The organism is Symmachiella macrocystis (genome assembly GCF_007860075.1).
Lineage (GTDB): Bacteria > Planctomycetota > Planctomycetia > Planctomycetales > Planctomycetaceae > Symmachiella > Symmachiella macrocystis.
In genome coordinates, this window is record NZ_SJPP01000001.1 from 1,669,380 (window position 1) to 1,689,263 (window position 19,884).

The window sequence follows — 19,884 nt, forward strand, 5'->3', positions numbered from 1 at the left end:
TCCGAAGAAGACTCAACAACTCCAGGTGCTCAGTTCTCACACACCAATTAGAAATTGTACAATCACATCGCTCCAAGCATCGATCACTTAAAAAACAAGGAGATGCTGTGCGGGAGAGACGAATCATACTTGTTGATGGCATGCCGGGCACCGGCAAGTCGACGCTATCCCAGTTTATCTTTCGACAATTGCGCAGCGACGGACAACCTGTCGAATGGTATCATGAAGAAAGCGGCACGCATCCAGTGCGTTTGTTTTATGAACCGCAGCGCCACCGATCTTGGTCAAACTACTGCGACGAAGTTGTGTTGAGTTGGCAGCGATTTGTGCGGGAACTGGGTAGCGGGAATGACGTGGCTGTCATTGATGCGGCGGTGCTTCAAAATCATGTACGGTCGCTGTTAATTTACGATTGTGACCGGGATTTGATTGTGGATCTCGTCCTGCGTATTGAAAAGGTGATCACTGCACTCAATCCCGTTTTGATCTACCTCACACCGCGCGACATCGAGTCAAACTTTCGTGATGTGGTCGAGTCCCGCGGCCAACGTCTAATGGAATTATGGACTGCTGCCCACGACCAATACCCCTATTCGCGCTCTACTGGCCTTACAGGCTATGCTGGATTCATCAAATTTTGGAAGGAATTTGACGAAATTTCAAATCGTGTATTTGCTCGGATTGGATTCAAAAAACTAAGGCAGCGCGTTTCGCATGACGACTGGAAAACGCGATATGCCGAGGTGCTCGATGACGTGGGCATTCCTCGGTCAGAATCTGTCTCCGCCGCGAACCACCTAGAACGTTTTGCCGGAGATTACCAAATGCTTGAGGATCGATCAGCGACTACGTTTCGGCTCCGGCCGCACGGCGATTCACTTGTAGCAACGGTCGATCAGCCCACCTTTGATATCCAGAGCGGCCCGTTCGGCTGCTTTCGCCAAGTGCGACTTATCCCTCAAGCGAGGAACGAATTCTATGTGGCAGCTTGGCCGCACGTGGTCTGCTTTGCGGAAGACGCAACAGGGTTGATCACAAGCTTATCTGTGAACAATTCCAGCGAAGGTTGGCCTCCGTGCCAATTCGCGTATTGCAAATCGTAGTCCGGAGCGTTCCACCTCACCCGACGACTCAAGCGGCCTTCTTGTTCGAATCGCGGCCGTCTTGGTCCTGATTCAAAGCGGGGTCGATTAAATACAACGGCGAGTTTTCCGGGCTTTTGGCGGCGTTGTTTCCGAAGATCGACTTCACGACTTTGGAAATCTGATGCACGTTGCGGATCATGCGTGAGTTCGTCAGAAAATCGCCACCGACAAACGTCACAAAGCGGCGATTGAGGTAGCCTCCTTGAAAGGTGGTCACCATTTTTTGCACCGACGTGTTGCGACTGGCGATATAAAATGCGTCGACCATGTGATGCACCGATTTTTCGTGCGAACGCATTTCTTTTTGGTAACCATCAAAGGCGGCGCTCGAAATCTTTTCTGTGGCCGTTTGAGTACTAACGATGTCGGCGACCATTTCGGCTGACTTCATCGCCAAATGCACACCGGATGAGTAGCAAGGATCGATAAAATAGGCCGCGTCTCCGACAGCTACCCATCCGTCTCCCGCTAGATTTTGAGAGCTGCTAGCCATGTTGCCGGTGACCATCACGTCCGAAATCCGTTGACGGTCGAGCGTCATCCCATGGTTGAGCAGGTCATTTTCTTGCACCATTTTTTCCAGCAAATCGGTCGGTGACAGGCGGGATTTTTGGAAGCGATCTACTGTCATCACCACGCCGACCGAAAACCGATCTTCCGGCAGACGCAACAACCATGTCCAACCGTCGTAAAACATCTGTCCCACAAACCAACCTGCTTGGACATCGTCGCGCGTCGGACGGGCGGCGTATTGGCAATACATCCCCATCCGCTGCGGTTGGGTAACTTCACGCAGCCCCAGTTTCGACGGGATCAAGGCTCGCAAACCGGTGGCGTCGATCACGAGCCGAGCGCGGAGTTCGGCGGTGTCTCCCTCTTCGTCGCGACATTTCACGCCGACTATGCGGTCGTTTTCCGTAATGACTTCGTTGACTTCAGTCCCAAAGCGGACGTCCGCGCCGCACTCCACGGAACGCTGAATCAGAATCTGATCGAAGATCGAACGTTCGACAAGGTAGGAGTAGGGATGGTCTTTGAAACTCGCTTTGCGATCCGATTTATTGAAATCGCCGGCCACCTCGATCGACCCGTACAGCCATTTTCCGCCCGGCTTGTGCACAAACGCTTTGCGAATGGGTTCGTGTACGCCCAGCCGTTCAAAGATGCGGACTGAGGCCGGCAAGAGTGATTCGCCAATATGAAATCGAGGAAAGTGTTCTCGCTCAATGACGACGACATCCAGGCCTTTTTGGGCCATAATCGTGGCGGCCGTGCTTCCTGCGGGGCCTGCGCCTATGATCACAACATCATGTTGCGTACTCATCCGGTCAATTCCTTCAAAATCTGCCTGGCAATCGGTCTCTCGTCAACGTAGGTGACGGCATGAAGTGCGCGCAGTGGTGCGGCGGCGGGAGTGTATCGACTTGTCAGCGGTGCTGACACCGTGATTTTTGCTGCGAAACGTCATCTTAATAGGAAAAACGTACGCCAACGTCCCTCCTCGTCTCTAAACAGCGCAAGTGAGATGTTATGAGACAAAACCGTGCCCCGGAGAGACGACCACGGCGTCCCGGTGGACACATTTTTTAAGATAGGCGCGCGAGATTTGCGGCCAACCCTGTCGGCCGCTATGCTGAGAAAATGCCATGCAACGCGCGAGGTTCACGCATTCCCAGCAGGACGAAAGACTCATAACGAGCGAAGACATCACGCTAAGGAGCAAAGCTCGCCGTCAACTTGCTAGGCTCTCATTGATTCATCCGCTCTACTAATTGTCAAACTTTGCGTGCGGTGCGTGAAATCCATATTGAGGCCTCCATTGATCATTGCAGGTAGGCTTGCTCTGGCAAATCATCCTCCAGCTAAAAAGCCATTTATAGCCTATCCAAAGATACGCCAGCGCGTTGTCCGTCACGGATCGCATAGTGCGACCGCAAACGGTCGTTTAGGGATTTTGAAATCTACGCCCAACAATCTGTGTTTCATCTGTGATCAATCTGTGGCTAAGATCATAACGGACATGCTTGATTGCGGTTCCGTCGCGCTCAGCACATAGCGCCTTTGCATGAGTTTTTCTAAGACGCGGCTCAGCAGGAGCTTCGCCCTCCCGGTCTACCCGTTTGATAAGCCAACAGCCAAAGGCAATTCATAATGCCCCAAGCCATTAAAGTCGGACTTCTCACGCATGCCCAAGGTGCGCATGTCACTGCTTATTTGAGTGCGTTAGCCAATTCCGCTGCGTGCGACGAAGTGGTCCTGGCCGATCCAAGTGGACGTTGGGAAAAAGAGGCGCGCAAAGTTCTTGGGGACAAACTCACGCAGGTCTATCCCGACCACAACACGCTACTGGAAAGTGAACACCCCGAAATGGTGTTGGTGACGATGGAAGCCAAACTAGCGCCCCCGGTGATCGACGCCGCCCTCGAAGCGGATTGCCACGTGTTTGCGGAAAAACCGTCCTGTGTCCGTGTGGAAGATTTCGAACCACTCGTGCACAAGGCGGACAGCGGGCATCGAAATCTGATGCTGGCATTGGCCAATCGATTGAATCCCGAAATCGCCGCAGCGCGACGGATGATCGCCAATGGGGTCATCGGCAAAATCTATGGGATGGAAATGCATCTGGTTGCCGACCAAACCCGGCTGACGCGCGAATCGTATCAGCAACAATGGTTTGCCGACAAAGATCGCGCGGGCGGGGGGCATTTGATTTGGTTGGGCATTCATTGGCTCGACTTGGCCATGAACATCACGCAATCCAGCGTTACTGAAGTCGCCGGTTTTACGGCAAATGTCGGTGGGCAACCGATCAATGTAGAGGACTCCGCCGCTGCGGCTCTGAAGTTTGACAACGGAACACTCGGCACGCTGACCTCGGGGTATTACCTCGACAAGGGGTATAACTCACATATAAAAATCTGGGGTACGGGCGGCTGGTTGCATCTGGAGTCGATGAAAGACGAACCGCTCACATGGTATACCGCCAAGGGCGCGCATGCGGGCGAAGTGCAGACGTGGCAAGGCTCGAAGCAGCCCCGTGGGTATACGCCGTTCGTCGACGCCGCTATCAAAGCGTGCGCCGAAATGACTGACCCACCGATCAGCAATGCGGAAAGTCTCCGCGCCTTGAAAACTGTTTTCGCAATTTATCAGGCGTCAGAAACGGGCCGCACAGTCCAGGTTTGAATAGACATCATCCCGGCCATGGTTCGTCATTGCGTACGTAATGTCCGTCGACGAACTCACTGAAAAAGTGCGGCACCATCGGATGATCAATCGGCCGCCCGCTGGGATCGGCCATCAGGTTCTCCGCAGCGGCATACGTACAGCTGAGCGAACCATGAACGAGCACGTGATACCAAGGTTGATCGCGGTCGGGCTGCGTTTGGTTTTTGGCATACCAAGCTGCGTCCGCCTGACACGCTTCGTCGCGACCCACAACCACGCCGCGATAGCCGTATCGCCGATGTTGTACCAATTGCCCAGGTTCGAAAATCGGTCGTGGGGGAGGCGTGATTGCAATCATGGGTGGCGGCGGCTTTCATGCACTGCGAAGCGGAATGGACGTGTGCCGTACTTCATAGGCAAACGGCGCTGAGATGTCACGGCCAAACGCGAAATCGGCGAAACAACCGTGACTCACTCGACGCAATGCGTCGCCGGGTTTAAGCTGGGAGACGTCTCATTGATCATCCCCGTCGGCAAGATTGGCCTTATAATGCATCCACGAAGTCTCCTGCTCAATATTCGCTGCCTGTCTCTCTACGGTTTCGCGACGGCCTTTGTGGCACTGACGCTCGTCGGAAGTAGCGCAGCCGAAGACAAAATCGATCTCGGCGACGTGCATGAAAAACATCTCATGATCCCCATGCGCGACGGAAAGAAACTGTCCGCCTACTTATATTTCCCCGCAGGCAAAGGCCCCTGGCCGGCGCTGTTTGAGCAACGCTACGGCGGATTGCAGGGAGCGTCGACGCGGAAAGCGGCGGCGGAATTGGCGAGCGAAGGGTTTGTGGTGGCACTGGTCAATTTCCGCGGCACACATCTCTCCGAGGGAACCTACGTCGGTTATCGCGCGCTGCAATGGGGCGCACTACAAGACGGATACGACAGTTGCGAATGGCTGGCCGACCAAGATTGGTGCACCGGCAAGATTGGGACCTTCGGGAGTTCGCAAGGCGGGTATGCACAGAATTACTTGGCCGTCACGCAACCGCCGCACTTGGTTTGCCAATACATGACCGATACTGGTTTGAGTCTGTTTGAAGAAGGCTATCGTATCGGCGGCACAACACGGCCGGAACGATTCAAAGGCATGGCCGGCGTTTGCCGTGACCCCCAGGACAATGCGCGGCTATTGGCCGAGTGGTTCGCCCATCCGAACTATGACGAATACTGGCAAGCCGAAGATTGCACGCGGCATTTCGACAAGATGAACGTCCCCTGCATGACGATTGGCAGTTGGTACGACTTTATGAATCAAGGCTCGATCGCCAGTTTCCAGGGACGGCAACACCAGGGAGGCCCCAACTCGCGCGGGAAACAACAATTGGTTGTCGGCCCTTGGCTACACGGGCGACTGAACAAAGGCAATCGCGTTGGCCAATTAGTTTATCCGAAAAATGCAATTTGGCCGGTACGCGAACACATGGTCCGCTGGTTCAATCATTATCTCAAAGGCGAAGAGAACGGCGTTGAACAAGATCCAACAGTGCGGTACTACGTGATGGGCTCACTCGGCGAGGAAGACGCACCGGGCAACGTGTGGCGAACAGCTAAAGATTTTCCACCGCCCGCACAACCGGTGGAAATGTTTTTGCAAACCGATGGCATGCTCTCGGCTGCGGCACCGCACGCTGATGGGGGATCCACCAGTTACACCAGCGACCCGCTGCACCCCATGCAAATTCCCGGCCGCGGTTTTCCCGGCGCGACCGATGCCCGACCCTTTGAAGAACAGGCCGAAGTTCGCACATTCACCACCGAACCGCTGACGAAACCGGTCGAATGGACGGGCCGTGTGCAAGCCGAGTTGTATGTCTCTTCAACAGCCCGCGACACCGACTTTATCGTCCGCATCAGCGACGTCTATCCCGACGGACGCTCGATCTTGATCGTCGATTATCCTTGGCGGGCGCGGTACCGCGAAGGCTTTGATCACGAAACACTGATGACACCCGGTGAAGTGACGAAAATCGCGTTTCCCGTGGGATGGATGAGTCAGATTTTCAATGCCGGACATCGCATCCGCGTCACCATCGCCAGCACGGGCGCTCCGTTGTACGAGCCGAATCCGCAAACGGGGAAACCGCTGACCATCGAATTTCCTGACGATGCGGTGAGTGCCGTCAACACGATCCACCACAACCGCGAACACGCCTCCCGCATCATCGCTCCGGTGCCTGAATAATTCAGAACATGCCTGCCAATCTATTCGACTTTAAAGCCGACTTGATCAATGGCTGCGCGGCCCGATTTCATAAACGGCCGGGGCATGGGTTGCGCGGCGCCGTTGTCGTCGATTGTGCGGCTACGGAACGTGTACTTCCCGGGCGGCAGTCCCGGTAACAGCGCCGCCCAATGGGCTTTGGAAAGCCGCAAGGGCCACATCCGCGGCTGTCCCGTATCCGGGTCAAAGCCCTGGGTGGGCGACGGGATGCGATTGTCGGCGACATCACCGCCCCAATCTTTGGGTGGTGGAAGAATCTCCGCATCGCTCCATGGGGCCTTGGTGAAATACTTATCCCCGGCGACCCGCTCCTCGTCGTCGTTTTGTACCCAGACCTGCACCTTCTTCAGGCCCGAGATGCCGACTTGCGCATAGCCGGTCACGGGTATCGGCTGTCCGGGTTTGACGGTTTTAGGCAGCGAGATCGTTTCGCAGAATGTCTTGAGCGGGCTATCTACGTCGTTGTTTTTTTCACCGTAAGTGTCGTTAGCGTTCACGCGGTTTGACAGAAACACGTGTGACAACCATTTGATGCTTTTAAACCCATACGCCTCAGGAACAACCATCCGCACCGGCGCGCCGCGCTCGGGCGAGAGCCATTGTCCGTTGAGTTTGTAGCACAGAATCACCGGCGGCAAACCGTACATATCCTCGAGCACGCGGCCGACCGGCAGTGAACTGCGGAACAACTGTTTGGGATCGTCGTTATGGAATCCGTCGTAAAAGACACGACGGAGATCCTTGCTGGGTTTGGTTAGCCAGAGCACTTCCCGCAGCGGCACACCTTCCCAAATCCCGTTGCCCAACGGACAGCCGATGTTTAGGCAGGTCATAATTTTGGGGAAACGGACCGCATGCGTCTCGGCCAGTTGCATGAGATCTTTGAACGTGAAGGCTGTGTTTTTTTCTTTCGTCAACGGGTTACGAAGCCGGGCTTTGTTTTCGGGATCGCTCACGACTTCCAACGACCATGTGTCGCGCGTCAGCCCGACCTCTTTACGGCGGGCTTCGTCGAGGGAGTGTGGTTGCGGATTTCCGCGGGAGACGTCCTGGAACTCATCCGGCTTCGTCAGCCACGGTTCGAGATTATCGATCACTTGTTGCAGCGCGGGGTCACGTTTGGCGGCCTCGGCGAAGAGCGGTAGCGTGCTCATCGCCGCCAAACCGGCGGCGCCGCTGCGGAGGAAAAACCGCCGTGTGAGGTGGGTGTGCTGAGCGAGAAAATCGTGGGGCAGCGGTTTCATATCGCTATGCCTTACGCGGAGAGGGGATGGAACGCGAGCACGGAATGGTTGTGTACAAATCATACCATGCGATGCGCGCCGACGTCCATCATTGGGCCATAGCGGTCAAGCGCCGCGCAACCTCAGCCGCATAGAGTGAGGCATCTAGTAAAAAACTCATCGTGCTATAAGGTCTGACATGCGATTGATAGTCCGAGTCGTGGTGATGTGCGCGTGCGGGACGATGTCGCAGGCGATGGCGGCTCCGCCACGAGCCATCCTGACCGGGCCAACTGGGGGGGTGCCGGGAGATATTCTGGTACTGGATGCTTCAGAATCGGCGGCGGACTTTTACGCCTGGAGCGTGACGCCGCAATTGCCCGGCGGGCGGCCGACGATTTTGGTTTTGGAAGAGGGACGAAAGTGCCTCATTGCCAGCGTGCCGGGCGTATATCACGTTTTTTTGGCGTGTAGCAACGCCGAGGGGATTTATCAGGCACAATGGACAGTGACGATCGGCGATGAGCCAAATCCCGCTCCCGTACCACCCTCGCCAAATCCGCCGACACCAACCCCACCCGCACCAACCCCACCCGCACCAACGCCTCCCGCTCCGGCACCGGACGTTGTGCCCGATGGCGTGTTTCGCATCGCCAAGTTGGCGTTCGACTTGGCCCAATTGGTCGACTCGACCCATCGTGTGAGACAGGCGCATGCCTTGGCAGACGCCGCCGAAGCCGTAGCCGCTTCGATCGCCGCAGGGACGCTCAAGACACCGCAAGAAATTCTGCGGGCGATCTTGGCTGCCAATAATGCGGCGCTGGGTACCTCGATGCTCGCCTGGAGCCCGTGGGGCACGGCGATCGGCTTGAAGTTGCAAGAACTTTATAAAGCGGGGCGATTGGCACAAACCGGCGACTGGGCGGTCTGTTTGCGTGAAATCGCGATTGGCCTCCGTGCCGTCAAATAAACACTGCTCACCAGAGCACGCCTACCAAACCGACCGCTTGCGGTCGTGCGCAGCGAAGCTTTTTAAGAATTCGAACATTCTGCTGTCCGGCATGAATCCACTGAAATTTTCACCGGTCCATTGCTCAAGCAATTGCCCCTACAGCTGAAACACAAGCCTCATGAATCACAACAACGGATTGAGCATGCGCTGGAAGGCGGGAATTGCGGCGGCGATTGGAATTTCGGTCGCGGGGCTGACGATTTCGATCACCACGTCGGTCGACGTCGACGTATCAATCACGCCCAAATCCGTCCGCCAAGGTTGGGCCGGTCCCGCGGCGGTACGGGCGGCACGGCCGCTTGTGGCGGGGATGCCGACGTTTCGCATTGTCGGTGCCGCTCAAGACAATCAGCGGGCCAACGTGCGGTTGTGGGATTATGTCAAAGCAATCAACGACGGGCAGCACTTGCCCAACACGGCGCAGCAAGTGGGAGATTGCGTGAGTTGGGGAGCGAAAAATGCGGTCGATTATTTGCAATGCGTGCAGATTGCCCGCGGCCCGCCGGTGAGTGATTTTCATCCCTCATTCGCGCCCTATTTTTACGGCATCTCCCGCGTGTTGATCGGCAACGGGCGGATATCGGGTGATGGATCGGTCGGGGCGTGGGCGGCCGAAGGGGCGCGGCGGTTTGGCGTCTTGCCGGCGGATCATCCAGGGGTGCCGGAGTACGACGGTCGCGTCGCGCGCAGATGGGGACGCAGCGGACCGCCGGAGGAATTCGTACAGTTCGCGCAGCAGTTTCCCGTGCGGACTGTCGCACCGGTTCGTTCGGCGGCGGATGTGCGGGATGCGGTTTGCAATGGATATCCGGTGACGATCGCTTCGGACTGGGGCGGGCGGATGCAACCGCGGGAGGTCGACGGAAGACTCGTCAACGAGCACCGCGGCACATGGAATCATCAAATGTGCATCATCGGTTACGACGGCCTGACTGGCAGCGAGCCATATTACTACGTGTTGAACTCCTGGGGAGCAGCGGCGCACGGCACACCGCCGGACGATGCGCCACCGGGGGGATTTTGGATTCGCGAAAAAGATGTCGAGTACATCGTCGCTCAAGGGGATTCGTTTGCGTTCAGCGCGTTCGCAGGCTTCCCATCACAGGAATTGGATTTTCGGATTATTGGAGACCAGTAAGATGTGAACATTAACTCTGTTATTCATCGGATTGTGTTACACCCAAGTCACCGCGGATGAGCCGCTCAATTGGCGGATCGTTGGACCGTCGACACGAGAGGTGGCCGGTGAGGAGCCGCTCTCTTGGTCAGTCGTCGGGCCGTGCCATTGCAGCTCAGGCGGCAAATGCACCTGCGGCCTGGATTGCCGTTGCGAAGCGGCCGCCCACGAAAGAGCGGAATCCAAACCGGTGGTATTCGCCTACAAGGACTTCCGCCTCACCTGCCCCGGCTGCCAACGCCTAGACCGCGAAGCCGACGCCCTACCGGTCCAACTGGAATGGAAAGCAGCCCCGGCCTGGGTTCGCTCGTACCCGACACTGCATTGGCGGGGAGAAAATGGGCGCTGGTATCAATACCAATGGGGATTAAAAAACGACGACGTCGCCGGTTTTCGTCGTGTCTGGGAAGCAACGCACACGGCGTCGGCGCCAGTTGCCAAACCGGGGGAGATCCGTGCGTCGTCGAATGTACGATAAACCGATCCGGGAGGGCGAGGCTCCCGCCGAGCCGCTGTCTACCTATTGATTTCACCCAAATCGAGATGCCGCAACATCGAATAATCGCACATTTTTAGATTCGTTGCGGTCTTTTAACGGGGTGCAAGTCGTTGGTTGCGCGCGGCTCAGCGGGAGCTTCGCCCTCCCGTTTCGTTGAGTTGTGACGTTCACCGCGATACCGCTGCAGAACCAGAAACTCTTGACATTGCCAGATTGTCTGATAATCTGAATGCTGGTAAAAAATGGCACGTGTGCCGTCGGGATTCTGGTTTGCGGAGAGGTTCATGTTAAAAACTCTGCCACGGCAGAAGCTGCGGGATGTGGTTGCCGAAGGGCTGAAGTCGTATATCGTTTCTGAAGGACTGGTTCCCGGTGACCGGTTGCCGAATGAAACGGAGTTGGCCGAATCGTTTGGCGTGAGCCGACTCAGCCTGCGCGAGGCGACCAAGGCGCTGGAGTTTTTGGGGATTGTCGAATCGCGGACCGGCGTCGGACTGACAGTCGGGGAAATCGACCTGCAGCGAGTCACCAAGCACCTCGGCTTCCACCCTGCCCTGCACGCCGCCGACCCGCATCAATTGATTGACTCGCGCATCATCATCGAGACCGGTGTCCTCCCGCACGTGGCCCGGCGGATGGCGGATGATCCCGCTTTGTATGATTCGCTGAAATCCATCGTCGATCGCCTCAGTGCGTCGCGCAAGTTTGAGGTGCAAATTGAAGTCGACATCGAATTTCACCGCAGTCTGATGCAAGCCAGCGGCCTCGCGCCGCTCGTGGCCTTCGATGATCTATTGCAGGTGTTCTTTCGTCGCTTCCGCGATAGCGTCAAAAAGGCGGAATGGAAAGCGGGCATTGCGAGCCATCGGCGAATCGTCGAGGACTTGCGCGACCAAAATGTCGAGCGGGCCACCGCGGAATTGAAAGCTCACATCGAAAGTCATCGTCAGCGGATTGGAGCGGGTCGATGAGAAATTTCCCCAGTCTCTCTCAGCGCGGCGGTTCAGCAATTTTGATCGCGTTGGTACTCTCGACCAATTGGTCAGCGCCTTTGCTACGGGCAGAAGAGAAATCCGCGACCGCTTTAGAGCAAGACTACGGCGAGACGATTCAACCGTTGTTGCGGCAGTATTGTTTCGATTGTCACTCGGCGGATTTGGCGGAAGCGGAAGTTGACCTTTCGACGATTCCGACAATGGCCACTGCGCGCAAGCAGGTGAAAACGTGGTTGCGGATTCGTCAGATGCTGGAAAGCGGACAGATGCCGCCGCGTGATGAACCGCAACCGACCGCTGGGGAGCTAAATTCACTGCGGAGTTGGGTGCGGGATTTTCTCACTCTCGAAGCCAATGCCCGCGCCGGCGATCCCGGACCAATCGTGCTGCGGCGGCTGAATAATGCGGAGTACAATTATACAATCCGCGACCTGACCGTTGTCGCCACGCTTGATCCCACCGAGGAATTTCCGATCGACGGCGCCGCTGGGGAAGGCTTTATCAACACCGGTTCCGCACAAGCGATGTCACCGTCGCTGGTCACCAAGTATCTCGAAGCCGCCAAAGATGTTGCCGCGCATGTGGTGCTGTTGCCCGACGGAATTCGTTTTTCGCCGCATACTTCGAAGCGTGACCACACGGACGAATTGCTGGCCCGCATCCAAGCGTTCTACCGCCGTTATACCCAAAGCGGGGACGGGACGGTTGTCACATGGCAGGGCACGAAATTCGACACCGACCAAGAGGGCCTGTTGCCCGTTGAGAGATATCTAACGGCCACGTTCGAAGAACGGGACGCCCTGCTGGCCGGTCAAAAGTCGATTGAACAGGTTGCCGACGAACGTTCGCTCAGCCCCCGTTATCTGCAGATATTGTGGATAGCATTGTCAAATCCAGCCGAATCACCGGATTCGTTCGTCGTGAATCGGTTTCGCCAAAAATGGCGGCAAGCGACAGTCGCAGACGTGCCGCAGCTGGTGGCAGAAATCACAACCGCGCAACAGGCGTTGTGGAAGTTTAATCCCATCGGTCAATTGACGGGCGATGGCGTGCAAAAAAACTGGATGGGGCCGGTCGACAAAGTCACGACGCGACAGGACATACGGTTGGCGCTGCCGCCGGCCGATGCGGATGTTGTGCTGTATCTCACGGCTGATGATTTGGGAAACGGCCGCGATGCGGACTATGTGATTTGGGAACGTCCACGTATTGAGTTTCCGGCTGATGAGTCGGGAGCAGCGCACCCGCCGATACTGCTGCGCGATGTCTACGGTCTGGACGAGCGCATATCAAAGGTAATTTCCAGCGAAGGCCCGCGGACGGCGGCTTATCTCGATGGGGTCGACAAATTGCGCAGCTCGACGGCCACGTTGGAAGAATTCGCCGAAGCCAACGGTTTGAATCCGCAATTGCTCAAAGCGTGGTCCACGCTGCTTGGGTTGGAGCGGAAAGAGAAACGTGAGATTCGCGGGCTGTTCACCAACAAATTAACCAACGTGCAGAATTATGATTCCATCAACGGTTGGGGTGCGGGGATTTTGCCGAGCCTGTTGACGAATCGTGCGACAGAGGACGTGACGTTTCTGACGTTGACGATTCCCGCCCGCGGAGTGACGGTACATCCGACGCCGACGCAGGAATCGATCATCGCTTGGCGTAGCCCGCTGGATGGACAGTTGCGGATTGAGGGCCTCGCGGCCGATGCGGACGATAAGTGCGGCAATGGGTTTGCCTGGCGCTTAGAACGGCATGCGGAAACGGGCACGACACAACTGGCAAGCGGTACCGTGGATAACGGCGGGCGCCAGACGATTTCCCCCGAGGGGAAAACGACCATTCACGCCGGAGACGTCGTGTCGCTGATCATCAACGCCCGGGACAAAGCGCACGCCTGCGACACAACTCACGTTGCCTTGAAATTGTCTGAGGTCGGGGGTGAAGCGCGTGTTTGGGATTTAGCAACGGATGTCGTTGATCGAATCCTGGAGTCCAATCCGTTGCCCGATGCGTACGGCAACGCAGAGACTTGGCACTTCGGAGCCTCAGAGAATATGGAGTCCACCAATTCATTATTACCCCCCGGCTCCGCCCTCGCCCAGTGGCGAGCGGCCGTGCTCGGCGAGAAACCGGTCGGCGAAATCCAGCAGCTGGCGCAATCCGTGCAAACGGCGATGACGACGATGGAGGAAGCATCACTCAGCAAACCGGACCGGGCGTTACGAACATTGTTGAACGACTGGAAAGGTCCTTTGCACTGGGCAATGGTGGCCGGCACAGCGGCCTCGGGAAGCAATTCCCCCTTTGGAATCGACGCGGCGCAATTTGGCAAACATCCCAACGGCTCGGCCATTGAACCGGCCAGTCTGTGCGTGCAGGCGCCGCAGGTTCTCGAAGTGCGACTACCGAAAGAATTGGCGAGCGGAGCGGAGTTTGCCGTGTCGGGGACGTTGCATGCGGCGACATCAACGAGTGGGAGTGTGCAGCTTCAAGTTCTCAGCACCAAACCCGAGTCGCTCTCATTATCGCCGGCGCTGCCGATTGTCGTTTCGGCAGATAAAAAAACGCAGCAGCGTGCCAAACAGGCGGTGGCGGAGTTTCGCAACCTGTTTCCTGCGGCCCTTTGTTATGCCCGGATTGTGCCGGTTGATGAAGTGGTTACGTTGTCATTGTATTTCCGGGAGGATGATCAGCTCAAACGGTTGATGCTCAATGATAAGCAGGTGGCTGAATTGGATCGATTGTGGGATGAATTATTCTACGTCGCTCAGGAACCGATCGCGCTGACGGTGGCGTATGAACAGATCTATGAATTCGCCACACAGGATCGGCCGGACTTGGTGAAAGCGTTTGAGCCGATGCGCGGGCCGATCAATGCGCGGGCGGATCTATTTCGCACACGGTTAAAAAACACTGAACCGGCGCACATCGATGCGGTTTTGGAATTCGCCAATCGCGCTTGGCGGCGGCCGTTGAGTGAATCGGAGCAAGTGGATTTACGCAGGCTCTATGACGGACTGCGCCTATCGGACATTCCACACGAGGAAGCGATTCAATTGACGTTGGCGCGGGTATTGGCTTCGCCGGCATTTTTGTATCGGCTCGAAACCCCGCCGACGGGTGACGCAGCGGCAGAAGTCTCCGGCATCGAGTTGGCGAATCGGCTGAGTTATTTCCTATGGTCGTCTCTGCCCGATGCTGAACTTCGTGAAGCGGGTGATTCGGGTGCGCTGCTGTCGGAAGGCGTGTTGCAAAAACAAACGCGGCGGATGCTGGCCGATCCACGGACGCGGCGGTTGGCAGTGCAGTTTGCCTGCCAATGGCTGCATCTGCGGGACTTTGATCAGAACGACGATAAAAACGAAGCGTTGTATCCCGAGTTCGCGGAGCTCCGCGGTGCGATGTATGAAGAGACGGTACGGTTCTTCGAAGATATGTTCCGCAACGACGGTTCGATTCTGGAATTACTCAATGCGGATCATGCATTCGTGAATGCGGCGCTGGCTCAGCACTATGGAATAAGCGGCGTCGAGGGCAATGAGTGGCGGCGTGTTGAGGGGCTACAGGCGCAAGGCCGCGGCGGGATTTTGGGGATGGCTACGTTTTTGGCCAGCCAATCGGGCGCCTCGCGGACGAGTCCTATTTTGCGCGGGAACTGGATTTACGAAACGTTGCTGGGCGAGCGTTTGCCGCGCCCCCCGGCCAATATCCCGCAATTGCCCGAAACCGTTCCGGCGGGACTCTCGGCGCGGCAGTTGATCGAGAAACATAGCTCCGCTCCGGAGTGTGCCACCTGTCACGTCCGTATCGACCCGTTCGGCTTCGCACTAGAACAATACGATGCCATCGGCCGCCTGCGCCCGGAACCGGCGGATACAAAAACAGTCCTCGACAATGGCCAGCCGATGGAAGGAATCGCGGGATTGCGAAACTATCTGCTCACGGTTCGTCGCGACGATGTGGTCCGACAATTCTGCCGGAAATTATTGGGCTATGCCTTAGGGCGGGAAGTACAATTGTCAGATGAGCCGTTGTTGGCCACGATGCAAGAAAAACTGAAGGCGGGCGATTACCGATTTCATGTGGCTGTCGAAGCGATTGTATCGAGCAAACAATTCCAACAGATTCGCGGCCGAGATTTAGTCGGCGATTGAATTGAGCGGCGCGGAATTTTACAACGGATATTAGCGAATATCATTATTTCAACCGGAGCGGTCCCATGGCAGTCCATCAGTTTTCACGTCGAACGATGCTTCGCGGCTTGGGTGTGAGTTTGGCCCTGCCGTGGATGGAGTCGCTGTCGGTCTGGGGAGACGAAACGCCCAGCCAAACCCCCGCGAGCCAAGCGCCGACCCGCATGGCGATTTTGTTTTCCGGCTGCGGCTACCATCGCCACGAGTGGTGGGCCAAGGGGGAAGGCAAATCGATGGAACTCGGCAAGGTGCTGTCTCCGCTGAATGATTTTCGCGACCGGATGACCTTCATTCGCGGGCTGTACAACGCCGAAGCGCTGAAGGGGAACATTCATAGTTCGCAAACGGGCAACTTGTTGTCCGGCGCGCCGCTATCGGCAGGCGGCACGATTCGCTCCGGCACGAGTGTCGATCAAGTTGTGGCGCAAAAAATCGGCCATCAGACCAAACTGCCGAGTCTGGTGCTGGGTTGCGAAAAAGCGAATCCGTCGGTGCACAAAAACTATTCCATGTTGTACAGCTCACACATTTCCTGGAGCAGCCCGACCACGCCAACACCTTTGGAAGTCTATCCCGCGTTGGCCTTCGACCACCTCTTCAAAGAAAGTGCGCAGTTGGGCGACAAGAGCGTCCTGGATGCGGTGTTAGCAGATGCCAAGGACTTTCGCCGGGACATTAGCACTCTCGATCAACATAAACTGGATGAGTATTTAAACTCAGTCCGTGATGTGGAACAGCGAATCGAACGAGCCGGGAAGCGGGGCGAACTGCAAGGCTGGCGTCCAACATTGACCGGTCCCAACATACCGCGTCCTGCCGATGGATATCCGCAGGACATTGTCGAACACATGCGGTTGATGAGCGACATTTTGGTGTTGGCCTTCCAAACCGACACGACCCGCGTCTGCACCTTGAAACTCAACAACGATCACGGCACGTTGCGCTTTCCGCATCTAGGCGTGGACTACATGATTCACCATCTGCTCTCACACAACGATACGGACGATTGGTTGAAGGTGAATCAGTTCTTCCTGGAACAGGTCGCCTACATCGCCCGCAAGATGGACAGCATTCGCGAAGGAGATCGCACGCTGCTGGACAACTCGATGTTGATGCTCTGTTCCAGCATGCTCAACGGGCACCACGATGCGAATCAGCTTCCGGTGGTGATGGTTGGCGGCGGGGGCGGGCGGATTCGCGGGGGTCAGAATCTGGATTACCTTGAAAAACCCGACCGCCAAATGTGTCGACTTTACCTGAGCATGATGGACAAAATGGGCGTCCAGTTGGATGCCTTCGGCGATGCCACCCAACCATTGGACGAGGTCTGATGATGCGATTGGCCCTGTTCGTTGCGGTGTGCTTGGTTCACAGCACGGTCACTGCCGCCGAACCTCCGCCATTGGTGCTCCGCGATGCGGCGGTGTTTGATACCGCGATCGGGACGATGCTACCGGAGCGCACCGTTGTGGTTGAGGACGGGTTGATCACGGCGATCGGCACGCGCGAAGAACCGGCGACGATTCCCGACGGAGCAACCGTCGTCGAAGCGGGCGGCAAATACGTGATTCCCGGTCTGATCGACGCGCATGTGCATTTGGTGCATCTGGCCGATCGCACGCATGTGACCGGTGATGAGTTTTTACCGCTGTTCTTGGCAGCGGGGGTGACGTCGGTTCGTAGTGCCGGTGATGCGATTGTTGCCGAAGTGGGTATCGCGCGGTATGCGGCGCTGCATCCGGAGTTTTGTCCGCAAGTGTTTCTGGCCAGTCCGCTCATTGACGGCGCGCGTCCGGTACATCGCGACATCGGGTACAGCTTGACCGACCCGGCGCTGGTCCCCGCCTTTGTGGATGAGATGTCACAGTGGAATGTGGTGACACTGAAAATCTATGTCGGCACACCGCGAGCAATCGGGCAAAAAGTAATTGAAGAGGGCCACCGCCGCGGTATGATCGTCACCGGACATTTGGGCCGCTACACCGCTCAGGAATCGGCAGCGGACGGGATCGATTGTTTGGAACACATCTGGTCGGTGTTCAACTACAGCATCTCTCCCGCAGCCGCCAAGGTCGCCAATCCACGGGCGAATCTTGATTTGCAAAACCCGCAATGCCAAGCATTGATCGCGCAGTTGGCGAAGCAAAAAGTGGCCGTCGATCCGACGTTGGTCGTGTTTCGCAATATGATCTATTTGAACGACTTGGAAGAAGTCCACCAACACGCCGATTTGAAACATGTGCCGAAACGGATGCTGCGATACTGGGAAAAGTATCGCGCTTCCAGCAATCTCGCTCCCGAAACGCGCCCGTTACGGCTGCGCGAAATTGAGAAGTATCAGGAACTGACCGGCTTGCTGCATCAGGCGGGGGTCACGATTCTGGTGGGAACCGACACGCCCGAACCGTTCGTCCCGCCCGGCTTTTCGCTGCATCAGGAATTGGAAATGCTAGTCGCGTCGGGGCTGTCACCGGCAGCGGCGCTCAGCTCGGCCACGCTCAATAATGCGCGGATCGTGCAACAATCCGACATGCTGGGCAGCATTGAGGTCGGCAAACAAGCGGACCTGGTTGTACTTTCGGCCGACCCGCTCCAGGATATTCGTAACACGCGGAAGATCGTCTTGGTGGTGCATGGCGGACAGGTCTGTGACCCGGCGAAACTGTTGGAACGCGTGTCGGACGAATAACGGCTCACCGCACTGCTAGGCAAGCCAGCCACGGCACCCAGAATTTCTTAGCCCCCCGCACCCGGTGTTATTGGTCTCCTTCGAGGACCCAAGCTTTATTGAACGTTGCGGCCTTGATGCTTTTGCGTTCGCCATCGGGGGTGGGAACGAAGTAGCTGTACGTGGCGTGCAGCATGCCATCTTTGCCTTGGATGATCGAAGGGTAGTGGTAGCGGCCTTTGCCGGTTTTGTCCTGCTCCAGATGCCGCGTCCATTTCCAGGTGGCCCCTTCGTCGTCGGAGATCGAAACGGCCAAAGTGCTGCGGCTGTTTTCCGCGTCGTTGTAAATGCAGATCCAGTCGCCATCCGCCAGATTGGCTAGCTCCAACCCCGCTCCGGGATTGTGCAGTTGTGGATGATCATAAACCGTGCCCCAGGACATACCCCCGTCGGTCGATTCGGAAACCAGCACGCGTTTGGGGGGCGGGCCGTTGTCGCGCATGTAGGTCACCAGCGTGCCGTCTGCCTTGCGGGCAAAGCTCGGCTGAATATTTCCACCACCAACAATCGGATCACTGAACCGCCAAGTTTGGCCTCCATCATCGGTCAGGGCAGCGAGCGAAAACGAAAATCCATCAGAATACAAACCGACGAGCATGGTTTTGCCATCTAGAATCAACGGATGCGCGCGAGTGAACCAGCCCAGCCGCCGCGTCAATTTGTCAGCGGCCTGTTTCTGATTCCGCTGTTTCCAAGCATTGACCAACGGCGCAAGATTGTCCGGAATATTGAGCGAGGCCACGTACTTGTCAGTCGCCTGCTGCACCTTCTCCGCAAAATCATCGCCCGGTTTCATATGCAGAATTTGCATCGAATCCCATTCGGGGGCAGTTGCATCCTGCTGCATGTAATTTTCGGAGATCTTGTATTTCATCAGCGCGCTCTCCCAGGTATGCGCCTGAATCGTGGGCCACAGCAGCCACAATCGCTCGTCGGGATCGATGATCATGCAACAATTCGTATCGGGGAAGCCGGGGGTATCGGCCATCACATACGGCTTGGTCCATTGACCGGTCGCTTTGAGTTTTCGCGCTCCGAGAATCACCACGTCGTCCGCCTTCCGTTCCCCAGAACCATGGAACCAACAGGCCAGCAAGTCACCGTTGGGACATTCGACAACACACGAACCGTGGTTGTGCCAATCTTCGACGGGAAAAATCAGTTCAGTCGAAAACGACGGCTCCTCACCCCGGGTGGGTGCAGCGACAACGTGCATGATCATGAGAAGCAAAGTGATGAGGGCAAAGTTTCGCATCGAGGGAGTCTCGCAAAGGAATCGATGAAGGGGATCAATATCGTTTGTTGATAATTCAATGATACCGGCGGAGCGATGTGGTATCCATGCAACCGCAATCACAGGTCGTTATATAAGTAATCCACGAAAGGCACGAAACACAGGAAAAAATAAGACCTGAGCAGACTCCCACGACTTAGTAGCAACGTTGGCAGCGTCGAGCTTTAACAAA

The 19,884-nt window shown here is 56.6% G+C and carries 14 protein-coding genes; 10 read left to right on the top strand and 4 right to left on the bottom strand.

Annotation, left to right across the window (positions count from 1 at the left end):
* Positions 1 to 107: 107 nt before the first annotated feature.
* Entirely contained in the window at positions 108 to 1,103 is a 996-nt protein-coding gene (locus CA54_RS06480) for a hypothetical protein (RefSeq protein WP_146370003.1), read from the top strand.
* A 28-nt stretch (positions 1,104 to 1,131) separates the two neighbouring features.
* Here the strand turns inward: CA54_RS06480 and CA54_RS06485 are convergent, their stop codons facing one another.
* Entirely contained in the window at positions 1,132 to 2,469 is a 1,338-nt protein-coding gene (locus CA54_RS06485) for an NAD(P)/FAD-dependent oxidoreductase (RefSeq protein WP_146370004.1), read from the bottom strand.
* Between the two features lie 827 nt (positions 2,470 to 3,296).
* Here CA54_RS06485 and CA54_RS06490 point away from each other — a divergent pair.
* Positions 3,297 to 4,331, top strand: a complete 1,035-nt coding sequence (locus CA54_RS06490) for a Gfo/Idh/MocA family protein (protein ID WP_146370005.1) — start codon at positions 3,297 to 3,299, stop codon at positions 4,329 to 4,331.
* 7 nt (positions 4,332 to 4,338) lie between these two features.
* On the opposite strand, the gene hspQ is transcribed toward CA54_RS06490, so the two are convergent.
* Positions 4,339 to 4,671 (bottom strand): heat shock protein HspQ, encoded by a 333-nt coding sequence (gene hspQ, locus CA54_RS06495; RefSeq protein WP_146370006.1) that lies wholly within the window; start codon positions 4,669 to 4,671, stop codon positions 4,339 to 4,341.
* Between the two features lie 108 nt (positions 4,672 to 4,779).
* On the opposite strand from hspQ, the gene CA54_RS06500 reads away from it, so the two are divergent.
* Positions 4,780 to 6,555, top strand: coding sequence for a CocE/NonD family hydrolase (locus CA54_RS06500; protein ID WP_231962988.1), 1,776 nt, complete (start codon positions 4,780 to 4,782; stop codon positions 6,553 to 6,555).
* Between the two features lie 20 nt (positions 6,556 to 6,575).
* On the opposite strand, the gene CA54_RS06505 is transcribed toward CA54_RS06500, so the two are convergent.
* Positions 6,576 to 7,838 carry a molybdopterin-dependent oxidoreductase gene (locus tag CA54_RS06505; RefSeq protein ID WP_197532239.1) on the bottom strand — a complete coding sequence of 421 codons (1,263 nt, stop codon included), beginning with the start codon at positions 7,836 to 7,838 and terminating at the stop codon, positions 6,576 to 6,578.
* Between the two features lie 178 nt (positions 7,839 to 8,016).
* On the opposite strand from CA54_RS06505, the gene CA54_RS29170 reads away from it, so the two are divergent.
* The 7 genes from CA54_RS29170 (at position 8,017) to CA54_RS06540 (ending at position 18,379) form a co-directional block, all read left to right on the top strand.
* A complete protein-coding gene (locus tag CA54_RS29170) occupies positions 8,017 to 8,787 on the top strand; it encodes a hypothetical protein (protein ID WP_197532240.1) in 771 nt (256 codons plus the stop codon).
* Between the two features lie 160 nt (positions 8,788 to 8,947).
* Positions 8,948 to 9,967: a hypothetical protein gene (locus tag CA54_RS06515; protein WP_146370008.1), complete on the top strand. Its 1,020-nt coding sequence runs from the start codon at positions 8,948 to 8,950 to the stop codon at positions 9,965 to 9,967.
* Between the two features lie 31 nt (positions 9,968 to 9,998).
* A complete protein-coding gene (locus CA54_RS06520) occupies positions 9,999 to 10,484 on the top strand; it encodes a hypothetical protein (protein ID WP_146370009.1) in 486 nt (161 codons plus the stop codon).
* Between the two features lie 305 nt (positions 10,485 to 10,789).
* The gene (locus tag CA54_RS06525) at positions 10,790 to 11,476 is read left to right on the top strand and encodes a FadR/GntR family transcriptional regulator (RefSeq protein ID WP_197532241.1); all 687 of its coding nucleotides are present in this window, start codon (positions 10,790 to 10,792) and stop codon (positions 11,474 to 11,476) included.
* Positions 11,473 to 15,651: a DUF1592 domain-containing protein gene (locus CA54_RS06530; RefSeq protein ID WP_197532242.1), complete on the top strand. Its 4,179-nt coding sequence runs from the start codon at positions 11,473 to 11,475 to the stop codon at positions 15,649 to 15,651. The genes CA54_RS06525 and CA54_RS06530 overlap by 4 nt, the downstream gene beginning before the upstream one ends.
* Before the next feature lie 65 nt (positions 15,652 to 15,716).
* Positions 15,717 to 17,021, top strand: a complete 1,305-nt coding sequence (locus CA54_RS06535) for a DUF1552 domain-containing protein (protein ID WP_146370012.1) — start codon at positions 15,717 to 15,719, stop codon at positions 17,019 to 17,021.
* Entirely contained in the window at positions 17,021 to 18,379 is a 1,359-nt protein-coding gene (locus tag CA54_RS06540) for an amidohydrolase family protein (RefSeq protein WP_146370013.1), read from the top strand. The genes CA54_RS06535 and CA54_RS06540 overlap by 1 nt, the downstream gene beginning before the upstream one ends.
* Positions 18,380 to 18,446: 67 nt before the next feature.
* Here the strand turns inward: CA54_RS06540 and CA54_RS06545 are convergent, their stop codons facing one another.
* Positions 18,447 to 19,673: a sialidase family protein gene (locus tag CA54_RS06545; protein WP_146370014.1), complete on the bottom strand. Its 1,227-nt coding sequence runs from the start codon at positions 19,671 to 19,673 to the stop codon at positions 18,447 to 18,449.
* Positions 19,674 to 19,884 lie beyond the last annotated feature (211 nt).